The organism is Lunatimonas lonarensis (assembly GCF_000390185.1).
Lineage (GTDB): Bacteria > Bacteroidota > Bacteroidia > Cytophagales > Cyclobacteriaceae > Lunatimonas > Lunatimonas lonarensis.
In genome coordinates, this window is the sequence record NZ_AQHR01000061.1 from 40,567 (window position 1) to 59,780 (window position 19,214).

Genomic DNA, 19,214 nt, shown 5'->3' on the forward strand with positions numbered 1-19,214 from the left:
GAGGCATCATCAAACCCGCCTAGAGAGCAGAGTGTACCATTAAATTAAGGCAGGGTATTTTTGTGGATTTGCTTCATGCATCATGTTATACGCTGCCTCTACCACATCATCTGCACTGGGTTTGGAAAAATAATCTCCATCTGAGGAGTAGGCAGGACGGTGTTCCTTTGCAGAGATGGTAACCGGTTGGGAATCCAGTGAATAATAAGCGTTTTGAAATTCAAAAACCTGCTGCATCATGTACGCAGAAGCTCCGCCAGGCACATCTTCGTCCGCAAAAATCACGCGATTGGTCTTGGCAATGGACTTGCCGATCAAATGCCCTTTGTCAAAGGGCAGCAAGGTTTGGGCGTCAATTACTTCCAATGATATCTCCATACCTTCTAACATGACCGCTGCATCCATCACAATCCGGCACATGGCGCCATAGGTTACCACTGTAATATCGGAACCCTCCCGAATCACTTCCGCTTGCCCTATCGGCACACGAAACTCGCCAATATTGGCAGGCATCTTTTCCTTGATCCGATAGCCGTTAAGCACCTCTATCATTACGGCTGGTTCATCGGCCTGCAAAAGCGTATTGTACATACCCGCCGCTTGCGTCATATTACGTGGCACACAGAGCAGAATCCCTCGTAAGGATCCCAAAATCATCCCAATGGGTGACCCGGAATGCCAAACGCCTTCGAGGCGGTGTCCGCGGGTACGGATGATCAGAGGTGCTTTCTGCCCTCCCTTGGTACGGTAATGGAGACTGGCCAAGTCATCGGTCAGTGTATTTAGCGCATAGACCAAGTAGTCCAAGTATTGAATCTCGGTAATGGGCCGAAGGCCGCGGAGGGCAGTTCCTATTCCCTGACCGATAATCGTCATTTCGCGGATACCCGTATCGGTTACTTTCAACTCTCCATGCTTTGCCTGAAGTCCGGCAAAAGCCTGGTTCACATCTCCGATTTTGCCCACATCCTCTCCTATGGCAAACACCAAGGGATTATTGGTCAACATATGGTCAAAGCATGCTTGTAATATCTCTCTTCCGTCTACCAACGGAGCATCCTCTTTGTACACTGCGGGAATTTCCGACACCAGTTCGACACGGTGGGCCGATTCACTATACAGGTGGCTACTATACCGATCCTCGTTTTTCTCCTGCTCCTCCCTGTACCAAGCCAGCAACTCTGCCTTTACCTCCAACGGATCGGTTCGCATGGTCCAAATTGCCCGTCTTACAGTACTGACCACATCCATACGAATCGGATTGATCAATTTGGACAGCTCCTTGGCCAACTGAAGTACCTGGTCGCGCTGACCGCTTCGCATGGCAGCCCTGCGCAGAAGACTCAATGCTTGGTTCAGATCCTGCGCGATCGACTCAGTAAACAACTTCCAGGCTTTGTCCTTGCTTTGGCGCACCTGCTGTTTGGTTTCCAGGTCTATTTTATTCAATTCCTCTTCGGTGGCCAGGCCGTTCTGAATAATGAAGGCTCTAAACTGAGGCATACAATCATAGGTAGCCTCCCACTCCAGTCTTTCCTTTGACTTATAACGCTCATGGGAACCGGAAGTGGAGTGCCCCTGCGGTTGTGTCATTTCAACCACATGAACCAACACCGGCACATGTTCGTACCGGGCTATTGCCGCAGCTTGTTGGTAGGTGGACATCAACGCCTCATAATCCCAGCCACGCACCACAAAAATCTCATAGCCAGCCTTCTCTTCTGTTCGCCTAAACCCCTCAAGTGCCTCGGAGATACTTGACTTTGTAATTTGGTAGTCATTGGTTACGGATATCCCATAATCGTCGTCCCACACCGAAATGATCATAGGAATTTGGAGCACTCCCGCTGCATTAAAAGCTTCCAAAAACATCCCCTCGGCGGTAGACGCATTACCAATTGTACCCCATGCAACTTCTCTTCCACCCTTGGAAAATTTCGGGAAAGATTGAAGATCGGGATTTTGCTTATATAGTTTAGAGGCATAGGCAAGTCCAACCAAACGCGGCATCTGAGCTGCGGTCGGAGAAATATCGCCCGTTGAATTATTGATTTGCGTCAAATCACGCCAGGATCCATCGGCGTTCAGCGACCTGGTGGCGAAGTGGCTGTTCATCAGCCTGCCCGCTGACGAGGGATCCGCCTCCACGCTGGTGTGCGCATACATCTGCGCAAAATACTGCTCAACAGTAAGCTCTCCAACGGCCATCATAAAGGTTTGGTCGCGGTAGTACCCCGACCTAAAATCCCCCTTCTCAAAAAATCGCGCCATCGCAATCTGCGCCAATTCCTTGCCGTCACCAAAAATACCGAACTTGGCCTTTCCCATGAAGACTTCCTTCCTACCCATCAAGGAGGTATGGCGGCTGAGCATTGCCAATCGGTAATCCTCAACGACCTGGTCTCGATCTATTTCCACCTTCTCCCTTCGATATGATGTGGTTGTTTCTTCCATACCAAATTCTACTTACGTGTATTTCGCATTTAAAAACAAAAACTCAATGGTTCCAAAAATACTGAAAATTGTGACCATTCCCAATTTACGATTGGAATATTTTTATCCTGAAATACGTGAAAATTCTGTTTAAGTTCTAAATACTAAATGAAAACCATATTATATTTGGAAACCAAACGACACGGAGGCAACTTGAGGTGAATTTGACCGTTTGTTAACCTATTGTTAACGTTGAACGGAGGACACTTCGGGGAATCCCCGTCGTACGGCCCAACACCAGCACATATAACACAGCGACATTTACCCTCAACTTACCACCTAACACAGAAACAATGAAAATCGGGATTCCTAAGGAAATCAAGAACAATGAAAACCGGGTAGCTTTGACACCCGCCGGCGCGAAAGAACTTACCAAGCGTGGCCATCAGGTATTTGTACAACAATCAGCAGGGCTGGGTAGTGGGTTTTCGGATCAGCAGTATGAACAAGGTGGCGCGAAGATACTGCCCACCATACAGGACGTGTACGGCGTGGGAGAAATGATACTAAAAGTTAAAGAACCCATCGAGGAGGAGTACAGTCTGATCCAAGAGGATCAATTGCTTTTTACCTATTTTCACTTCGCCTCCTACGAGCCCTTGGCTAAGGCTATGATTCAGAGCAAGGCTGTTTGCTTAGCCTATGAAACCGTAGAAAAACCGGACAGAAGCCTTCCACTGCTGGTACCCATGTCTGAAGTGGCAGGCCGTATGGCGATCCAAAAAGGAGCCAATTACCTTGAAAAACCGCTGGGTGGGAGAGGGATACTGCTCGGTGGTGTACCCGGAACCCTACCTGCAAAAGTACTGATCCTGGGGGGTGGTATCGTAGGAACCCATGCCGCATGGATGGCTGCCGGACTCGGAGCCGATGTCACAATTTTGGATGTTTCCTTGCCAAGGATGAGGTACCTGGCCGACATCATGCCTGCAAATGTAAAAACCATGATGTCCAACGAATTCAACATACGCAAACTGCTGCCCACAGCCGACTTGGTCGTAGGAGCGGTACTTATTCCAGGCGCAAAGGCTCCGCACCTCATTACCAAGGACATGCTGTCTCTTATGACCGAAGGATCGGTATTGGTGGACGTAGCGGTGGATCAGGGCGGCTGCATCGAGACCTGCAAACCTACCACTCACGAAGATCCCACCTATGTAATCGATGGAGTCCTTCACTACTGTGTGGCCAATATGCCGGGGGCCGTACCCTATACCTCTACCTTGGCTCTGACCAACGCCACACTACCCTACGCGCTGGAATTAGCGGATAAAGGATGGAAGGAAGCATGTAAACAACATCAGGATCTAGAGCTTGGTCTGAATATCATTCACGGCGAGGTAGTCTATAAAGCGGTGGCCGACACATTTGGCCTACCGCACACTCCGGTATCAACGTTTTTAAAATAAGTCCAAAGCCCGATTTTCGGGCTTTTTTTATGATTTTTATCAGTTTATCGGGCTTCGGCTATCATAAAAAATAAATAAAGGCACCACGATATTTGCCGATAAACTATGGATCATTATGCAAACCGCCGACAGCACCTCACTTCTTCAGAAATACAACGTTCCCGCACCCAGGTACACCAGCTACCCTCCGGTTCCTTTTTGGAAAAACAACCTCACTGAAACCGCTTGGAGTGAGGCTGTAAAAAAAGCATACCGCCTTTTCGGAGATATCGAGGGCATTACGCTGTATGTTCATCTACCCTATTGTGAGAGCCTATGCACCTATTGCGGCTGCAACAAACACATAACCGTAAACCACGCAGTAGAGCTTCCTTATATTTATTCGGTCATGAAAGAATGGGACGCCTATACCAAAATCCTCCCGTTTCGTCCAAAGCTGGCAGGAATTCATTTGGGAGGGGGCACTCCTACCTTTTTCTCCCCTAAGTCACTCAAACTATTAATAAACCACCTCACCGCGCAGTCTGATATTATCCCAGACGCTGAGTTCAGCTTTGAAGGGCACCCGAATAACACCACGGCAGAACATTTGGCAGCCCTACACGAAGTGGGCTTTAACAGAGTGAGTTTCGGCATACAGGACTTTGACGTTAGCGTGCAAAAAGCTATACACCGAATCCAACCGTTTGAAAAGGTTGCAGAGGTCACTGAATCTGCCCGAAAAATAGGCTATAACTCGATAAATTTCGACCTGATCTATGGCCTCCCCCACCAAAGTTTGGCCTCCATCGAAGACACCTTTCAGCGAGTCGCTACCCTTAGACCGGATCGGATAGCCTTTTACAGCTACGCCCATGTTCCGGAGGCATTCCCTGCCCAGCGAAGTTTTGAAAAACACCTTCCGAATGAAATCGAAAAAAGGGAGCTGTATGAGCAAGGCCGTTGTTTACTGGCCGATATGGGCTACTTGGAAGTGGGGATGGATCATTTTGCCTTGCCTACAGATCCGCTTTACCTCGCTAAAGCGTCAAAGACCTTGCACCGGAACTTCATGGGATACACCACCCAGCCCTCCAAAATCCTGATCGGACTGGGAAATAGCGCCATTAGCGATGTGTACTTTGCCTATGCACAAAATGAAAAGAAAATAGCTGCCTATAAATCCCTGGTAGAAAACCAGGAGTCCACCATTGCAAAAGGTCACCTGTTGACCGACGAAGATTTGAGTATCAAACAATTGATACTATCCCTCATCTGCAACCATGAGGCCAGCTGGCCTTCTGGCTATTCGCCATTTGAGAGAACTCAATGGCTGACACCTCTAGGTGTATTTAAGGAGGAAGACTTGCTGGATTTTGACTCAAGCGGTATTTACATCCGAGAAAAAGGCATTGCATTCATCCGTAATATATGCATGACCTTTGATCCAACTATGCAGAAAAAGAAGCAGGTTAGCTTTAGCAAAGCGATCTAAACCAACCTCTGCATCCGCCTACTCACACATAGTTATCTCAGTCACCGACTGGGTAGAGGCATTTGTCAATTGGGGGCTTAGAACATGAATCCCCAGTCCCAAACCACGAACGATAAAAAGCAATCCAATAAATACGGCCATGTAAGGCAGGAGGCTGTGCATCCTTTTCTTTACCTGGCCTGACACTAGGCCCTGAGAGACCATAAGCACCACGATGACCGGCATGGTTCCGACTCCAAATACGAACATATAAACGGCACCTTGCAGCGGGCTTTGAAGTGCCAACGAAGCCGCCAGCGCGACGTACACCATCCCGCATGGAAGTAGTCCATTTAACATCCCGGAAAGAAAAAACGCTGGAAAACCACGTTTTCTAAGCTGAAAACCGAGATGTTGCTTCAATTTGTTTACCAATCCAAACCATCCGGCATTTCCCAAAATGCGTTCGGATCGCTTGTAAAAAAAGGCCATAAATACAATCACGATCCCCAAAAATACCGAAAGCCACTGCTGCAATCCTGCAAGTCCCAGGGAAAACCCCAGCAACCCAACGAGAGTTCCGAGCGATGCGTAGGTCATTGCCCTGCCCAGATTATACGCCAACTTATTAACCAGATAGCGCTGCTGATCCCTTGCCGATAAGGCAAGAGCTATGGGACCACACATTCCTACGCAGTGGAAGGATCCAAAAAAACCAAGAAGCAACGCCGTCCAAATCATGCTAAAGTGTTATTTTCTCCTCTTGAAAATAGGACTTACCCTCGGCAGACCACGTCAGCTTTACACGCCAATAACCAGGTTTTAAATCTTTCAGATCTACGTAGCGGGAGGCATCGTCCACGATTTCAAGTGCCAATTTTTTATCCAGTCGGGCATCGGAAGGCCTGAAAAGGTGAAGTTCACCCTTAGCACCTACCGGCAAATGAAGGTCAACCGCTTTTGACCGGCTATCAAACGTAAAGGCATCCAACCCCAATGCCGCCGCATTATCCACCCGGTCTATGTGCTCTTGGTACTTTATTTCCTCTTCATAGTAGTTTTTGGTAACCAGATGCAAGTCATCTTGCTTCATGCAGATCGTCACCATGCTGATCATGATAGTGGCAAATGCCACGAAAGTCAAAACTATTCCTTTTCCCCAATCCATGTCGTTTCGTTTATTAATCAGTTATCAAAAGCAGGTGCTAGCGGCACCCATCCTATTCGCCCTATTTCACCGGCCCCACAAAACTCGTTTTTATTTTTTTGATCACCTCACCGTTCTGTAAAAGCAGTAATGTGACCGTCTCTTGGTTTACGTGGATTTGCTCCTGTTCCTTTGTCACAAAAAACCGCCCCTCGAACTTGGTTTGCCCTTCGAGGTTCCAATTGGTATCCCCTACCAGCTCTATACGGTACCTGTCGTCCTCGGGCTGTAGGGCGACTTGCTGCCGATCAAAGGTCTTATTGATAAAGGTAACCTCATAGAGATTACTGACGATTCCCGCTTCCCGTTCTTGATAGGTCATTCCCCGAAACCGGGTTACCGTCGCATCAAGGTCTGTCCGGGTTGCCAACAGTGTAACAAACGCGGAAATCAGAATCAATAACAAAACCGTATATCCCTTGACCCGGGATGTGACCAGCTTCTGAAACCCCTCCTTTATACTGGTCTCCGAAGCATACCGGATCAACCCTTTTGGCCGGTCTACCTTTTCCATCACCTCATCACACACATCGATACAGGCGGTACAATTTACGCATTCCATCTGTACGCCATTGCGAATATCTATCCCGGTGGGACATACCTGAATACAAAGTGTACAGTCAACACAATCTCCCAACGGCTGGGAGGAAGCTGCTTCATTTTTCCGGATCATTCCCCTAGGCTCGCCCCGCACATAATCATAGGCCACATTGATGGAATTATTATCCAAAAGAACTCCCTGAAGACGTCCGTAGGGGCAAACGACCAAGCAGGCCTGCTCCCGAAACCAAGAAAATACAAAAAGAAAAATCCCCGTAAACGCTACCAAACCAATAAATCCCGCCATATTCTCAGCAGGTGACTGCGTCACCAACTCCATCACACGATCTATTCCGATCAGATAGGCCATCACGGTGTGGGAGATCAGTAAGGAAATGAGCAGAAAAATGGTCATTTTCACTCCCTTTTTACGAATTTTTTCGCCATTCCAAGGCATCGCATTGAGCTTGCGCTGCTGATTGGCATCACCTTCTATCCAATACTCGATTTTTCGGAAAACCATCTCCATGAAAAGGGTTTGCGGACAGGCCCAGCCACAAAACACCCTACCAAACACCACGGTAAAAAGTATGACGAATAGCACGAATATAAGCAGCAAAAAAATAAGCAAATACGTATCCTGCGGCCAAAAGACAGCTCCGAATACAATGAACTTTCGCTCAAAAATATTGAACAACAGCCACGGGCGCCCATTTACCTGAATAAATGGTCCTGCAAACAAGACTGCAAGCAGCACCCAAGAGAGGTAAGTACGCCACCTGTAAAACTTTCCCGATACCTTTTTAGGATAGATCCAGTTACGCTTGCCATCCTCCTTAACGGTAGCCAAGGCATCCCTAAACCGCTCGGGCTGTATATGTGGGTTATTCTTGCTCATTTCGTTTAATGTTTTCAATCCCCTCCGCGGTTTATCCAACGGAGGGGATTTACCCAAATCAGGCCTCCTCTACACCCAACTCGTCCTCCGTAAGGGCGTCGATCGGTTCTTCTATTTTCTGCTCGTACCGGTCGCCTTGAGGGGCTTTAGGATTGGCCGGAGTAGTACCTACCAGCGTAAGGATATAGCTGGAAACCTGCTGCATCTCCTCAGGGCTTAATTGGTCTTCCCAGGGAATCATGCCTTTTTCAATGACACCATACTTTACTACCCGAAAGATATCCTCAATGCTTCCGCCATGGATCCAATACTCATCGGTCAGGTTAGGCCCTACACCGCCTCCGCCGTCAATCGCGTGGCAAGCCACACAATTGTTGTCGTAGATAGCTTTCCCAGCTGTTATGGAAGGCCCCGAAGCGTCAAATTGCACATTGGTCTCGTCAATGGTGGAAACTGCCAAGGCCTGACGCGCTTCTGCTTCCAGCGATGCCAAATATAGCTCCTGCTCGTATTCTTCGATTTGGGTTTTTCCAATGCCCAGCACGGAGTAATTGAGCACATAAACCACACCAAACACGATCGTCGCGTAAAACAGGTACTTGAGCCAGGGAGGCATGAAATTGTCCAGTTCTACGATGCCATCGTAGCTATGGCTCATCATCAGGTCCTTTTCTTCGGACACAGGTTTCATCTTTCCGGAGATATACCGCTCGTTAAACTGCTCCCACCAAGAAGGCTCTGCTGCCAACTCCGGGTTATCCAAGCTGAGCACCTTTCTCAGGAAGGATACCAGATAGATCATCACGATCATTAGTACGACAATAATCAACAATACAACGGCCATAATAATCAGGAGCGTTATCTCGCTACTGTCTAATTTGGCAAGGTTCTGCACAAATGGGATTTCTGATTCCTGTGCAAAGGCGGGGATGCCCGAAAGCAAACCCATCACCGCTAGCATTAGATACCTAAACATTTTCATGGCTGGATTCTTTTTTTGGTTCGTCGTTGAATGGCATGCTTTTCATATGATTCACATAACTTTTGTCTACTCTGATCACCCAAATAAACATACCGGTGAAGAAAAGGACGAAAATGAGCAGTGAGATAATGGGATAAATCTGTATCCCCTCTATCGATCTTAATAGTTCTTTGTGCATGGCTGAAATCGGTTACTTGGATGCAGTTGATTTTTTGATATCGGTGCCCAGTCGTTGCAAATAGGCAATCAGGGCAACCATTTCTGAATCAGGGCTGGTTTCAACGCCTGCTTCCTTCAGATTGGCCACGATTTGGGCAGCCTGAGCTTGCAAATCCTGTAGGGCAACCTCATCATATCCCTCAGGATAGGGAACCCCTAGCTTTTGCATGGTCCGAATTTTTGCGGGAAGATCATTATGGGACATGGTATTGGTAGCCAGCCAAGGATACGGAGGCATCAGCGATCCCGGAGACATGCTTCTCGGGTCTACCATGTGATGATAATGCCAGCTGTCAGGATACTTCCCTCCAATTCGATGCAAATCAGGACCTGTCCTTTTAGAGCCCCATAAGAAGGGACGATCATATACATATTCACCGGCTTTCGAATACTCTCCGTATCGTTCAGTCTCTGAACGGAACGGCCGGATCATCTGTGAGTGGCACCCCACGCAGCCATGAGATATATACAGATCCCTGCCTTGAAGTTCAAGCGGACTGTAGGGCTGCACGCTGCTAATGGTGGGAATATTCGATTTAACGAGCATTGTAGGTACGATTTCTACCACCCCTCCGATCAAAATAGCAACCGTGGCCAATAGCGTAAACATTACAGGCTTTCTTTCCCAGGCTCTGTGCCAGAACTCGCCACCCTCGCTCACGTGCTTCTCCAATGCTGGAGCCTCGTCGGCCTCTTCCTCTTGAAAGGAACCCTGCTTGGCTGTTTTCACCAAATTATACACCATCAGTATGGCTCCAGAAAGGTACAGAACACCACCCAGTGCCCGTAACATGTACATGGGCACGATTTGGATGACCGTCTCCAGAAAATTGGGATACGCCAATCTGCCCGCTTCGCTGAATTCCTTCCACATCAAGCTTTGGGTTAGCGCCGCTACATACATGGGCAACGCATAGAAGAGTATGCCCAAGGTACCCATCCAAAAATGGGTATTGGCCAATTTTACCGAATACAGATTGGTTCTCCACATTCTTGGCCACAACCAGTAGAGAATGGAGAACGTTAAAAAGCCATTCCATCCCAAACCTCCAATATGGACGTGGGCTACGATCCAGTCAGTATAGTGGGCGATGGCGTTTACGTTTTTCAACGAAAGCATAGGCCCTTCAAAAGTTGCCATACCATAAGCTGTGACGGCTACCACCATAAACTTCAGAACTGGATCTACCCTTACCTTATCCCACGCTCCGCGCAAGGTAAGAAGGCCGTTCACCATACCGCCCCAAGAAGGCGCAATCAGCATCACGGAAAACGCCACTCCCAGCACCTGTGCCCACTCGGGAAGTGCGGTGTACAAAAGGTGGTGGGGTCCAGCCCAGATGTAGATGAAAATCAATGACCAGAAGTGAACGATCGAAAGTTTATAGGAAAACACCGGTCTGTTCGCCGCCTTGGGCAGGTAATAGTACATGAGGCCCAAAAACGGCGTAGTAAGGAAAAATGCCACCGCATTGTGACCATACCACCACTGAACGAGCGCATCCTGCACACCGGCGTAAGCCGAGTAGCTTTTGAAGAACGATACGGGAAGTGCCAGCGAATTGAATATATGCAGCACCGCTACCGTGACAAACGAAGCCAAGTAAAACCAAATGGCTACGTACATGTGCCGCTCCCTGCGCTTGATCAGGGTTCCTATCATATTGGCACCGAAGGCCACCCAAACCAAGGCAATCGCGATGTCAATCGGCCACTCCAACTCCGCGTACTCCTTTGAGGTCGTTAAGCCTAGCGGCAGCGTGATTACAGCAGACAGGATGATCGCCTGCCAGCCCCAGAAATTGATCCAGCTTAGGGTTTTGTTCCACATCGGAGCCTTTAGCAGGCGGGGCATGGAGTAGTAAATCCCAGCAAAAATTGCATTACCGACAAATGCAAAGATCACTGCATTGGTATGCAAAGGCCGAATCCGACCAAACGTGGTGTAGGGATTGCCCAAATTTGCCTCGGGGAGAAAGAGCTGCAATGCAGCTAGGACCCCGATCAGCATTCCGGCGAGCCCCCATATTATGGTCGCCGCGCCGAAATATTTTACGATTTTATTATCGTAATTAAACCGTTCCAGTGTAGTTCCTGACATATTACTTCGATTTAGTTGATGGTACTTTTTTTTCTTCTTGCTTTTTTACTTTTTGGTCAAATAGTATCCGAATGGACGGGGTGTAGTTATCATCATATTGACCGGTTTTCATCGCCCGGATAAATAAAAAGAGAAACCCGGAGGCCATGATCAAACTAATGCCAATCAAAACGAAAATCACTTCCATATTTAAAAGATGTTATGTTTAATTCCTTTTTTATAAGCCAGGTAGTTGGTGGCCAATGTGGTGAAAAGCACCACAGATATACTGCTAAGCGGCATTAGGATCGCGCAGAAAACCGGACTGACCAATCCTTGGACAGCAAAGGAAACACCCACTACATTGTAGGCGAAAGACAGGCCAAAGCTGGCCTTGACGATCTGCCGGCTGACCTTGGCGAATGCCAGAAAATCCGGTAGCTGAACTATGGTATCCGCATCCATTATACCATCGCTGGCGGGCGTAAATCCGGTCGCCCTTGCGGTTAAGGCCACTCCTACATGCGCTTCCTTTAATGCACCGGCATCATTCAGCCCATCGCCTACCATTAAAGCCTTGTGGCCTTCAGCCTCCAACGAACGTAAATAGGCCAGTTTCTGGGCCGGGCTCTGATCAAAATTCATTACGATCTCCCCGCCAAACTTGCGGTGCAGGTTTTCCCGCTCGTGATCCTTATCTCCCGACAGGAAATGTACTACGCGATCTTTGCTTATAGCCTTTACGGTTTCTTCGATCCCCTGTCTCAATCCGCTTTGTATTACAAAAACACCGAGCTTCGTACCTTCTACGGCAAGATAAACCTGGTTACCCTCCACCATGGAAGAAAGTGGATCCACTCCACAGAAAGCCGCCGAACCTAACCGGAATTCCTGATTGGCATACACGCCTTTCAGACCCTTCCCTTTGATTTCTTCCACCTCCGACACACTTGCCTCGGCTATCCCTTCCAACCAGGCATTGATTCGATTGCTCAATGGATGGATCGATTTGGATACCAGGGATTTCACAATAGATTTGGTAACATCCGTGAGGGGCTCGCCCTCGTAGCTAACACTGGCACGTGCCGGGTCGGTCAGGGTACCGGTCTTATCAAAAACCACTGTGTCAATTTGGGCCAGCCGCTCAATCACTTGGGCATTTTTGAGATAAAACTTACCCGCCCCGAATATCCGCAGGGTATTCCCCAGGGTAAAGGGAGTGGACATAGCCAACGCGCAGGGACAGGCAATGATCAACACCGAGGCAAACACCTTAACCCCATAAGCCAAATCATTCACACCCCAATAAACCAACCCGGCAAGCGCTATGGCCAAAATGGTAAAAGTAAACTTCCCACTGATCCGATTAGCCAAAGTCTCCAAGGAATGTACCTTTTCCTTTTCAAAAGCTTTATTGTTCCACAATCCGGTCAAATACCCTTGGGAGGGGGACTTCTGCACTGTTAAGGTGAGAGCCTCCCCTTTTTGCCTTCCACCCGCATATATGACCTCTCCTGGGCGTTTTGCCACCGGTACTTCCTCCCCCGTCACAAAGCTGTAATCAATGTGTGCCTTACCCTCGATCAGAATGCTATCGGCAGGTATCAATTCTTCGTTCCGAATACGGATACGGTCGCCCACCTCCAATTTGGTGACCGGCACTACTTCCTCCCGCTCCTGAGCAAGCTTGGTTACAGCGATAGGGAAATATGATTTGTAATCCCTGTCAAAGGACAGGGTATCGTAGGTCTTCTGCTGGTAGAGCTTGCCGAGCAACAGAAAGAAAAGCAAACCGCCCAGCGTATCCATATAACCTTCATTCCCCACGAGAAAGATCTCATAGAGACTAAAGAAAAAAAGTGCGATAATACCCAGCACAATCGGCACATCCATATTTACCACCTTGTTTTTCAGGGCATACCATGCCGAACGGTAATAATCGGACGCGGAATAAAAGAACACTGGAAGAGCTAGCAATACATTCAAGTAATTAAAAAGACCTTTAAACCCCTCCCCCAATAGCTCTGCCTCCGAAAAATACTCAGGCAGGCTAAAAAACATCATATTGCCAAAACAGAATCCGGCAACGGCCAATTTGTAGATCAACCTTCGATCGGTAACCCTCACCGTCTTCTGTTCCATATCAGATAGGCTGATGCTTGGCTCGTACCCGATGCGGGAAAGCAACAATACCAGATCTCGTAGCGTTACCTTATGGTGATCAAATTTGACCTGTACCTTTTTTCTTAGAAAATCAACCCGCCCCGAAACAACGCCGTCATGAAGCTTATGGAGGTTTTCCAATAGCCAGATACAGGATGCGCAGTGGATCAATGGAATAAAAAAGGTGATATGGCTTTCACGAGCGTTTTGGAAATCGAGTAATTTTCGGATGACATCCCCATCCTTCAAATAATCAAAGCGATCATCCCGCCCTGCAAGGTGGCGTTGCGACTCTCCAGGGGCTGTGGCAAGGTCATAATAGTTACATAAGTCGTTTTCACTCAGCACTTCGTAGACAAGCTTACACCCCGTGCAGCAGAAGGTTTTCTCATCGTACAGTATCCGTTCCTGCTCACATTTCTCCCCACAGTGGAAACAGGTTTTTATCGAATTCTCAGTATTTAATTTAGTCGTTCTAGACATATACAGGCAATTTAACCAAGCAAAGGCGGGAAAAACATGACAAAAATCATATTTTGAACATTTAGGGGGCTAAGTAAAAAGAAAGCCTGTCATACCACATACCCCCTCGGTAAAAGTGAAAGAGTACCTTGGCAAGGTCTGTCTGGTAGTTTTTCGTGGTCACAAGTAGCGTGCATTCGTGCTTCACCGCATAGGACCAAAAATCCCCAATACGGCAAAAGTTGAACTTGATAAACGATGCCTCGGCAGTATGTTCGACCACATGTTGTATGATCTCCTGCTCTTCTTTCATCTTGGATTTAGGAATGAAACTGGGTGAGATTATGGTTGCCTTGCTGTTCGTAATGACGTTTGAAAAGAATTTCAGAAAGTTGTTGATCAGTCGGGCAGAGGACGGAGTTCCATCATAGTGAAACAAAAGCCTGTCAAACACCAATTCTTTATCATAGAGCAATACGGGGATATCGCATGGTTCTTTTTCCAAGGCTTTGGGTGTATCAAGACCATGAAGCCAGTCCAAAACCGCAGGAAGATGGGCAACAAAAAGGGTCGGCTGATCATCATTGACCAGTGAAATCTCCTCTAGGCCATCTTCCAACCAGGTTTCAAACCCTACAGGAACCTGCTCTCCATGAAAGGAATGAAGAATTTCCTCTGGAACGGCGAAGTGATCTGCGTGTAAAACTTTGGCTTGCATATCCTCTTTCTTTTCCCACAAAGCTAAATCGGGCGGATGAATCCCAAGGTGACATTGAACGGATCAAAACATGACTTTTGTCATCATCTGCTCCTTTGTAGCTGTATCAGGTACTTCGAAAAACAGTAATTTTCACCCACTCCTGGATTTGAATCGGGCAGTTGCCCATTTTTTTACTATTTTGGCATGAAATCTCACGCATACCATGAAGCTCACCCTGAACCTTTCTTTCGCTCTTTTTCTCTTTTGGGCCCTTTCGCCTATCAAGGCGCAGACCATCTCGCTGTTCAATGGAAAAAACCTGGAGGGCTGGCACATCGACGTGCCCGAATTGGACGACAATCCGGATGGAATCATTCCTTTCATCGTAAGGGACAAGAAACTGGTCTCTTTAGGCAACCCTCAAGGGCATCTCATCACCGATGAATCCTACAAAAATTACAGAATTGAGGCCGTTTATAGATTTCCCGGCAAACCCGGAAACTGTGGTATCCTAGTTCATGCCTCTACGCCAAGGTCGCTGTACAAAATGTTCCCAAAATCCATCGAGGTTCAGATGATGCATGAAAACGCGGGTGATTTTTGGTGCATTGTGGAAGATATAGAAGTTCCCGACATGGAAGAAAGACGCGGCCCTAAGGAAAAATGGGGAGTCGTGGAAGGCAAGAACCGCCGAATCCTCAACCTAACCGACGGATCCGAAAAGCCGTTGGGCAAATGGAACAAGATGGTCATCGAGTGCTATGAAGACCAAGTAAAGGTTTGGTTAAATGGCGATTTGGTCAACCATGGATTCAATGCCACCGCCACTCAAGGCCAAATAGCCGTACAGGCAGAAGGAGCCGAGGTAGAATTCAAAAAGCTAACCCTCAAACCGATCGATGGAATCAGCGACAAACGGTGATGCCGTTTGATAGACAGTTATCCATAAAAATCCGAGAGCCTAGCCAGACCCTTCTTGTCCAAAATGATAATCTTCTTGCCCTGAAATTCGATCAGTTCGTCCTTTTTAAACTCAGATAGCAAGCGGATAACTGTCTCGGTAGCAGTCCCCACTATTCCGGCTATTTCTTCGCGGGTGAGCACGATGTTTATACGCTGGCTTTCGGCACCGTCTACCCCATAGGAATCCCCCAGTTTAAGCAGGGTCATCGCCAGCCGTTCCCGAATCGTCTTTTGGGTAGCATCGGTCAGTTTCCCCTCCATGACACCCAGATCCCTGCAAAGCGCCTGGGTTATCCTTCGATGAAACTCTACGTCCTCGGCCATAACCCTCAAGAAGGTCTCCTTGGGCACAAAGCAAATTTGGGCATCTTCTACGATTGTTGCGGTGGTAGTGTACATATCCTCTCCGATCAGCGAGGTATATCCCACAAAATCCCCCTTTTTTGCCAAGCGAATGATCTGTTCCTTCCCGTTCGAAGCCGTTTTAAAAATCTTAACTACTCCACCGTTCACACAAAACACTCCCAGAGGCTTGGTGCCTTCGTAATATAAAATCTGACCTTTCTTGTGGGAAATGAAATTTTTTGCATCGGACAAACTGCACAAATGCTCGTCGGACAATCCCGCAAACATGGAAAACTTCCTGCTTAGGCAAAGTTCGCAAGGTACATTTTTGGTCTTTACTGTCATTTAACTGGCCGTATCGTTTAATCGGATAAATATACCTAAATCCATGATCAAAGTCATGATTTTTTCGGTCAATTTTAGCCTTTTGACTACATTTTCACCCAAAGTCAGGAAACGAACTTTTCGGAACATAGGTTTGGCTGTCGGGGGAAAAAGCCAAAACGACATGCTTTATGCCATTTGAGATGGCCAGGTTAGGCGACTGAATCCGCTGATTATAAGTACACACCTGTTCAAGCGTTCTTTGGGATAAAACGACATCGGGAGCCTTGCATTCTACCAACAAAAAAGGACTCCCCGTACGGTCTACTACCAGAATATCCAGCCTTTTGGCCAACTGATTGTATGCCAAGCCTCTCTCTAATACAAAGAGACTTCTGGGATAGTTTTTGGTGCTGACGAAATAATGGATCAAATGTTGCCTAACCCATTCTTCAGGAGTGAGCAGCAAGTCTTTTTTACGAATCGGATCAAAGACGTACCACTTGCCACTATTGGTGGAGATAGCAAGATCGGCTTCCGGTAGGTTTAAACGAGGGAAGCCATGTGTGGGTCCAACATTCATAGGGCAAATATCAACCGTATGTCCCACAAAAAAAATCAAAACGTCAAATAGGGTTCTATTCGCTCTATCCAGGCCTCTGTTAGGATCTTAATGTTCAACAAATCTTCCCGCCGGGCAATTGGTCCGTGTTGATTTCTGTAGGCAAAAATGACCCTCGCCTCATTAACCCCAATGTAGGGATGCTGCGCCAGATCCTTTGAGCTTAGTTGGTTTATGGGAAGCCTTTTATAGATGTCGGGACTGAACGGAAACAGTTCGTATATCCTTGCCGCCAATTCCTCGGTGACTCCATACACCTCCAGCAATTGGCCTGCGTCGTAAAATCCTCCGAGCCGATCTCGGTATTTGACAATACGCGAAGAAATCACAGGCCCTACCCCTACCACGGCCTGAAGCAAAATAGAGTCTGCTTCATGAAACGGCACCCTATTGAGATCCGGCTTGTCAGGTCTTTTCCATCCCCTATGGTGCCGCTCAGCAGTATCCTGTAAGACTGGGATCGGATTCACCGAAACCGTTCCAGTGGTAGGCAAAGACGCCACGGTGTCGGGAATGGGAAGGATCCGATTCGCAATAGCCTGCGCCTCCACGCGATATTGCTCATATCGCCCCACCCCCGCATTGAAAAAAAACTGTCCCAAAAGGCTGGGAATGAAGAATAACACAACAAGCCCTGGAAAGACAAGCAAAAAACCCCTTGATTCCCGTCGGGAGAATCCAAAATACAACCTAAAAAACCGGACAACACGCTTATGCATATACCTATAATTGATATTTAGCGGTCATAACTTGTCCCGAGTATTCGGGATGCCAACCGGACATATCCGGTCGGACTGGGATTTCCAAAACAATTATCCCGGTGTGCTTCTGCTACGTCGTAACTCTCCGTCAGAGACGGCCCCGAACTTTATGCCTATAGCGCGCGACCATTAAATATAATCGTTTGGGAATTTTTTTGCAAATTTTAGGCTTGTTATCCTTACAGTCGCAGGCAAGCAAATCCAGTAAAATTATTTAGAAAACTTCTAAATTAGATTGCTTCCATGCCAATAGTTTAAAACCTCCTGTTTCTGTAATAAATTTGCAGGTAATATTTACCCCAAAGCATGCAAAATAAGTTTCGAGCGTTAAGTTTATCCTATAAAAGTGCCCCGGTAGAAACAAGGGAGCTTTTATCTGTTGATGAAAGTTCCTCTCGTGAACTGCTTTTAAAGTTGAAAGAGTTTTTCAGTGTTACAGATACACTGATCCTCTCGACCTGCAATAGAACTGAGATTTATTATTCCCATGAATTGGATTTATCCACAGAGATAATCAAATTGATGGGTGTGGAACGAGGTTTGGCCAACCCTGTTTCCTATCTCCAGTATTTCGAAATTTTTAATGACGATACCGAAGCGATCAATCACTTGTTCCGGGTGGCCATGGGCTTGGAGGCACAGGTGATTGGCGACATGCAAATATCAAATCAAGTGAAACGGGCCTACCAAGCATCCGCTGACTTGGATATGGCCGGTCCCTTTTTGCACCGCTTGATGCACACCATTTTTTTTACCAATAAACGGGTAGTCCAGGAAACAGCATTTAGAGATGGGGCGGCTTCGGTTTCTTATGCTGCGGTCGAACTTATTGAAGAACTCACTTCCAATACATTGAATCCACGAATCTTGCTGATCGGACTCGGAGAGATCGGGGAGGACGTGGCCAAAAACATGGTGCACCTGCCATCGGCAGAGGTGACCGTATCCAATCGCACTTTTTCAAAGGCCAAGGAGCTTGGCGAACAATATGGGTTTCGGGTGATCCCCTTTGAAGATGTATATCAGGCAATAGGGGAGGCAGATGTGGTCGTTTCTTCTATCATGAAGTCGGAACCCTTTATTACCAAGGGCTTTGTGAAGGGATTGGATATAAAAAGCTATAAGCTGTTCGTGGATCTTTCTGTTCCTAGGAGCATTGACACATCTATCGAAGATGTACCCGGTGCGCTCCTTTACAACGTCGATAATATAAAAAGTAAGGCGAGCGAGACATTGGAGAAAAGGATTGCCTCCATTCCCAAAGTGGAGGAAATCATCTCGGAGAGTATAGGGGAGTTCTTCAACTGGAAAAAAGAAATGATGGTATCACCCACCATCAATAAGCTGAAAAATGCCCTGGAACAAATCCGTAAAGAAGAACTGGAAAGGCATGTGAAAAATGCAAGCCCAAAAGAGCTGGCCATCATCGACAAAGTCACTAAAAGTATGATGCAGAAGATTATCAAGGTGCCGGTGGTACAACTTCGGGCAGCGTGTAAGCGAGACCAAGCCGCCGAGATGATCGACCTTATTACCGATCTTTTTGATTTGGAAAAGACGGGAGAGCGGGAAAACCTTTAGCCGCCCCCAGTT

Annotated in this window: 17 protein-coding genes; 4 read left to right on the forward strand and 13 right to left on the reverse strand. The window is 47.4% G+C overall.

The window, feature by feature from the left end; genetic code table 11:
- Positions 1–39: 39 nt before the first annotated feature.
- Positions 40–2,454, reverse strand: coding sequence for an alpha-ketoacid dehydrogenase subunit alpha/beta (locus ADIS_RS10380; protein WP_010854437.1), 2,415 nt, complete (start codon positions 2,452–2,454; stop codon positions 40–42).
- A 332-nt stretch (positions 2,455–2,786) separates the two neighbouring features.
- Here ADIS_RS10380 and ald point away from each other — a divergent pair, with 332 nt between their 5' ends.
- Complete coding sequence (gene ald / locus ADIS_RS10385) at positions 2,787–3,902, forward strand: alanine dehydrogenase (protein ID WP_010854439.1); 1,116 nt, start codon at positions 2,787–2,789, stop codon at positions 3,900–3,902.
- Between the two features lie 115 nt (positions 3,903–4,017).
- Entirely contained in the window at positions 4,018–5,376 is a 1,359-nt protein-coding gene (gene hemN / locus ADIS_RS10390) for an oxygen-independent coproporphyrinogen III oxidase (protein ID WP_010854440.1), read from the forward strand.
- A gap of 18 nt (positions 5,377–5,394) precedes the next feature.
- Here the strand turns inward: hemN and ADIS_RS10395 are convergent, their stop codons facing one another.
- From ADIS_RS10395 to ADIS_RS10435, 9 genes are all read right to left on the reverse strand, one after another.
- Entirely contained in the window at positions 5,395–6,096 is a 702-nt protein-coding gene (locus ADIS_RS10395) for a sulfite exporter TauE/SafE family protein (protein WP_010854441.1), read from the reverse strand.
- A 1-nt stretch (position 6,097) separates the two neighbouring features.
- The gene (locus tag ADIS_RS10400; protein ID WP_010854442.1) at positions 6,098–6,523 is read right to left on the reverse strand and encodes a FixH family protein; all 426 of its coding nucleotides are present in this window, start codon (positions 6,521–6,523) and stop codon (positions 6,098–6,100) included.
- Between the two features lie 61 nt (positions 6,524–6,584).
- A complete protein-coding gene (ccoG, locus tag ADIS_RS10405; protein WP_035805543.1) occupies positions 6,585–8,000 on the reverse strand; it encodes a cytochrome c oxidase accessory protein CcoG in 1,416 nt (471 codons plus the stop codon).
- 58 nt (positions 8,001–8,058) lie between these two features.
- Positions 8,059–8,982, reverse strand: coding sequence for a cbb3-type cytochrome c oxidase N-terminal domain-containing protein (locus tag ADIS_RS10410; protein ID WP_010854444.1), 924 nt, complete (start codon positions 8,980–8,982; stop codon positions 8,059–8,061).
- A complete protein-coding gene (locus ADIS_RS10415) occupies positions 8,969–9,160 on the reverse strand; it encodes a hypothetical protein (RefSeq protein WP_010854445.1) in 192 nt (63 codons plus the stop codon). Before ADIS_RS10415 ends, ADIS_RS10410 begins: the two co-directional genes overlap by 14 nt.
- 12 nt (positions 9,161–9,172) lie before the next feature.
- Positions 9,173–11,302, reverse strand: coding sequence for a cytochrome-c oxidase, cbb3-type subunit I (ccoN, locus tag ADIS_RS10420; protein WP_010854446.1), 2,130 nt, complete (start codon positions 11,300–11,302; stop codon positions 9,173–9,175).
- Position 11,303: 1 nt separating this feature from the next.
- Positions 11,304–11,489: a cbb3-type cytochrome oxidase assembly protein CcoS gene (ccoS, locus tag ADIS_RS10425; RefSeq protein WP_010854447.1), complete on the reverse strand. Its 186-nt coding sequence runs from the start codon at positions 11,487–11,489 to the stop codon at positions 11,304–11,306.
- A 2-nt stretch (positions 11,490–11,491) separates the two neighbouring features.
- Positions 11,492–13,927, reverse strand: coding sequence for a heavy metal translocating P-type ATPase (locus ADIS_RS10430; RefSeq protein WP_035805547.1), 2,436 nt, complete (start codon positions 13,925–13,927; stop codon positions 11,492–11,494).
- Positions 13,928–13,988: 61 nt separating this feature from the next.
- Positions 13,989–14,624 carry a hypothetical protein gene (locus ADIS_RS10435; protein WP_010854449.1) on the reverse strand — a complete coding sequence of 212 codons (636 nt, stop codon included), beginning with the start codon at positions 14,622–14,624 and terminating at the stop codon, positions 13,989–13,991.
- Positions 14,625–14,829: 205 nt separating this feature from the next.
- Here ADIS_RS10435 and ADIS_RS10440 point away from each other — a divergent pair, with 205 nt between their 5' ends.
- Entirely contained in the window at positions 14,830–15,528 is a 699-nt protein-coding gene (locus ADIS_RS10440) for a 3-keto-disaccharide hydrolase (protein ID WP_010854451.1), read from the forward strand.
- Between the two features lie 17 nt (positions 15,529–15,545).
- Here ADIS_RS10440 and ADIS_RS10445 read toward each other — a convergent pair whose 3' ends face one another.
- The 3 genes from ADIS_RS10445 to ADIS_RS10455 all read right to left on the reverse strand — a co-directional run bounded on the left by ADIS_RS10445 (position 15,546) and on the right by ADIS_RS10455 (position 17,579).
- A complete protein-coding gene (locus ADIS_RS10445) occupies positions 15,546–16,259 on the reverse strand; it encodes a Crp/Fnr family transcriptional regulator (protein ID WP_010854452.1) in 714 nt (237 codons plus the stop codon).
- A 94-nt stretch (positions 16,260–16,353) separates the two neighbouring features.
- The gene (locus tag ADIS_RS10450) at positions 16,354–16,821 is read right to left on the reverse strand and encodes a type I restriction enzyme HsdR N-terminal domain-containing protein (protein ID WP_035805558.1); all 468 of its coding nucleotides are present in this window, start codon (positions 16,819–16,821) and stop codon (positions 16,354–16,356) included.
- Positions 16,822–16,856: 35 nt separating this feature from the next.
- Positions 16,857–17,579, reverse strand: coding sequence for a ComEA family DNA-binding protein (locus tag ADIS_RS10455; RefSeq protein ID WP_010854455.1), 723 nt, complete (start codon positions 17,577–17,579; stop codon positions 16,857–16,859).
- Positions 17,580–17,927: 348 nt separating this feature from the next.
- Between ADIS_RS10455 and hemA the strand changes: the two genes are divergently transcribed.
- Positions 17,928–19,202: a glutamyl-tRNA reductase gene (gene hemA / locus ADIS_RS10460; protein WP_035805549.1), complete on the forward strand. Its 1,275-nt coding sequence runs from the start codon at positions 17,928–17,930 to the stop codon at positions 19,200–19,202.
- Positions 19,203–19,214 lie beyond the last annotated feature (12 nt).

Bases quoted from the DNA above. Each gene is read 5' to 3' on its own strand.
- ADIS_RS10415 (WP_010854445.1), bottom strand. From the start codon at position 9,160: ATGCACAAAGAACTATTAAGATCGATAGAGGGGATACAGATTTATCCC.
- ADIS_RS10380 (WP_010854437.1), bottom strand. From the start codon at position 2,454: ATGGAAGAAACAACCACATCATATCGAAGGGAGAAGGTGGAAATAGAT.
- ADIS_RS10445 (WP_010854452.1), bottom strand. From the start codon at position 16,259: ATGACAGTAAAGACCAAAAATGTACCTTGCGAACTTTGCCTAAGCAGG.
- ccoG (WP_035805543.1), bottom strand. From the start codon at position 8,000: ATGAGCAAGAATAACCCACATATACAGCCCGAGCGGTTTAGGGATGCC.
- hemN (WP_010854440.1), top strand. From the start codon at position 4,018: ATGCAAACCGCCGACAGCACCTCACTTCTTCAGAAATACAACGTTCCC.
- ADIS_RS10400 (WP_010854442.1), bottom strand. From the start codon at position 6,523: ATGGATTGGGGAAAAGGAATAGTTTTGACTTTCGTGGCATTTGCCACT.
- ald (WP_010854439.1), top strand. From the start codon at position 2,787: ATGAAAATCGGGATTCCTAAGGAAATCAAGAACAATGAAAACCGGGTA.
- ADIS_RS10450 (WP_035805558.1), bottom strand. From the start codon at position 16,821: ATGAATGTTGGACCCACACATGGCTTCCCTCGTTTAAACCTACCGGAA.
- ccoS (WP_010854447.1), bottom strand. From the start codon at position 11,489: ATGGAAGTGATTTTCGTTTTGATTGGCATTAGTTTGATCATGGCCTCC.
- ADIS_RS10395 (WP_010854441.1), bottom strand. From the start codon at position 6,096: ATGATTTGGACGGCGTTGCTTCTTGGTTTTTTTGGATCCTTCCACTGC.
- ADIS_RS10410 (WP_010854444.1), bottom strand. From the start codon at position 8,982: ATGAAAATGTTTAGGTATCTAATGCTAGCGGTGATGGGTTTGCTTTCG.
- ADIS_RS10440 (WP_010854451.1), top strand. From the start codon at position 14,830: ATGAAGCTCACCCTGAACCTTTCTTTCGCTCTTTTTCTCTTTTGGGCC.
- hemA (WP_035805549.1), top strand. From the start codon at position 17,928: ATGCAAAATAAGTTTCGAGCGTTAAGTTTATCCTATAAAAGTGCCCCG.
- ADIS_RS10435 (WP_010854449.1), bottom strand. From the start codon at position 14,624: ATGCAAGCCAAAGTTTTACACGCAGATCACTTCGCCGTTCCAGAGGAA.
- ADIS_RS10430 (WP_035805547.1), bottom strand. From the start codon at position 13,927: ATGTCTAGAACGACTAAATTAAATACTGAGAATTCGATAAAAACCTGT.
- ADIS_RS10455 (WP_010854455.1), bottom strand. From the start codon at position 17,579: ATGCATAAGCGTGTTGTCCGGTTTTTTAGGTTGTATTTTGGATTCTCC.
- ccoN (WP_010854446.1), bottom strand. From the start codon at position 11,302: ATGTCAGGAACTACACTGGAACGGTTTAATTACGATAATAAAATCGTA.